Below are 2312 nucleotides of genomic sequence, written 5' to 3'. Positions count from 1 at the left end.
GCGCCCTGCTCGGCTTTGCTTCAGTCCGTTTCCGGGTTGAGGGAAACCCTGTCGTCGATCAGGTGAACGACCTGCTACCGCAGACTCAGTGCGGGCAATGTGGTTTCCCCGGCTGTAAACCCTACGCCGAGGCAATTGCAGATGGGGAAAAGATCAACAAATGCCCGCCTGGTGGTGAAAGCACGATTCAGGCACTGGCTGACTTACTGGGCGTAGAGCCTGAACCACTGGATGCCGAGCACGGCGCTGAAAAAGACGTTCCCATGGTCGCCTACATCCGCGAAGACGAATGTATCGGCTGTACTAAGTGCATTCAGGCATGTCCTGTCGATGCCATTCTGGGGGCGGCGAAACAAATGCATACAGTTATCGTCGATGAATGCACAGGTTGCGACCTTTGCGTGGAGCCTTGCCCGGTGGATTGTATTGATATGGTGCCTCAGTCAACCGATACCAGCAGCTGGTACTGGCAAGCACCTACCACGGGAGTTGAGCTGATTGCGACAGACCGTCGTTCGCTGAAGACGGAGGCACACGCATGACCCACCTGATTCAACTCCATGAGTTTGATGGCGGCATTCATCCTCCTGAGAACAAGCGACAGTCGAATAGCCGACCAATCCGCAAAGCGAGTTTGCCTTCAGAGCTGGTTCTGCCCCTACATCAACACATAGGTGCGCCTGCAAACCCGGTCGTTGCTGTCGGTGATACCGTTTTAAAAGGTCAGGTTATCGCCGAACCAGAAGGCTTTGTCTCAGCTCCTCTGCATGCACCGACGTCAGGAAAAATAAGCGCCATTGAAGCACGTCAGGTACCTCACGCTTCGGGTCTCAGTGAGACATGTATCGTGATTGAGCCCGACGGAGAAGACACCTGGGTCGAGCATCAGGGGTTATGTGACGCTCTGGGACTTGATCACTGCGACGACATCCCGGTCGACAAGTTACTGGAACGTATTCGTGACTGCGGCATTGCGGGCATGGGCGGCGCGGGCTTCCCGACCGCCGTTAAACTGAATACTGGCAAGCACAAGATCGACACTCTGATTCTCAACGGTGCTGAGTGCGAACCTTACATCACCGCCGACGATATGCTGATGCGCGAACACGCCAGCGAAGTCATTCGCGGTGCCCAGATACTGCTGCAGATACTCGGTGCAGAGCGCTGCCTTATTGGCGTTGAAGACAATAAACCCGAAGCCATTGCAGCGCTTGACGATGCGCTCGTTCAGCACAATGAAGAACACCACATTGACGTTGTCACCATTCCGACGAAATATCCATCGGGTGGTGAAAAGCAGCTTATTCAGATTCTGACGGGCAAAGAGGTTCCTTCCGGTGGTATTCCTGCGAGCCTTGGTATCGTCTGCCAGAACGTTGGCACTGCGGCCGCCATTGCCGATGCCGTAGATTTCGGTCGGCCACTGATCAGCCGGATTACCACAGTCACCGGAGATGCGGTTCGGGATAAGGGCAACTGGGAAGTTCTTCTGGGTACGCCCGTCAGTCACCTGTTATCACTCAGCGGCTATCGTCCGGCAAAGCGTGAACGTGTTGTCATGGGCGGCCCGATGATGGGCTTTGCCCTCCCGACCACTGAGTTGCCAGTTGTGAAAACAACCAACTGCCTGCTTGCCCCAACAGAAAAAGAGTTACCGACTAACAACCCAGCGATGGCTTGTATCCGTTGCGGTTTGTGTGCCGATGCCTGCCCGGCAGACCTTCTGCCGCAGCAGCTTTACTGGTTCAGTAAAGCCCAGGAGTTTGATAAAGCAGAGCAGCACAACCTGTTTGACTGCATTGAATGTGGTGCATGCTCCTACGTCTGCCCGAGTGAAATCCCGTTGGTTCAGTACTACCGGTTCTCAAAAGGCGCTATCCGGGAAGAGCGTGCGGCTGCCGAAAAAGCCGAGCAGGCTCGCATCCGTTACGAAGCCCGGATTGAACGCCAGGAGCGGGAGAAAGCCGAAAAAGAAGCTAAGCGTAAGGCCCGCGCCGAAGCAGCTGCTAAAGCACAGTCGGTTAAGAAAGAAGCGCCTGCCGCTAAAGCTTCTCCTGTAGCGGAACCGGCAGCGAATGCGGACCTCGAGAAGCTCCAGAAGCAGTTAGCAGCCGCTCAGGCCGCCGTCGCGAAAACCAAAGAAAAGCTGGAAGCTGCACGGGAAGACCCGGAGAAAGCCGATAAGATACCGGCCTTTGAGTCTGCGCTTGCTAAGACCCAGGACAAGATCAAAACACTGGCAAAAGATATTGCAGCTGCGAAGAAAGCCGCTAAGTCAGCGCCAGCAGCTCCGGGGCCAGACAAGGGCGACC

Annotated in this window: 2 protein-coding genes; both read left to right on the top strand. The window is 55.5% G+C overall.

Going from position 1 to position 2312, the window contains the following annotated elements; genetic code table 11:
• A partial coding sequence (rsxB, locus tag B2067_RS14565) for an electron transport complex subunit RsxB (RefSeq protein WP_301388944.1) occupies positions 1-542 on the top strand: 542 nt, incomplete at its 5' end.
• A partial coding sequence (gene rsxC, locus B2067_RS14560) for an electron transport complex subunit RsxC (protein WP_301388943.1) occupies positions 539-2312 on the top strand: 1774 nt, incomplete at its 3' end. The genes rsxB and rsxC, both read left to right, overlap by 4 nt.

It is taken from the genome of Thalassolituus sp. UBA2590, assembly GCF_002339775.1.
Lineage (GTDB): Bacteria > Pseudomonadota > Gammaproteobacteria > Pseudomonadales > Oceanobacteraceae > Thalassolituus.
This window is presented reverse-complemented; position numbering and strand designations above follow the sequence as displayed.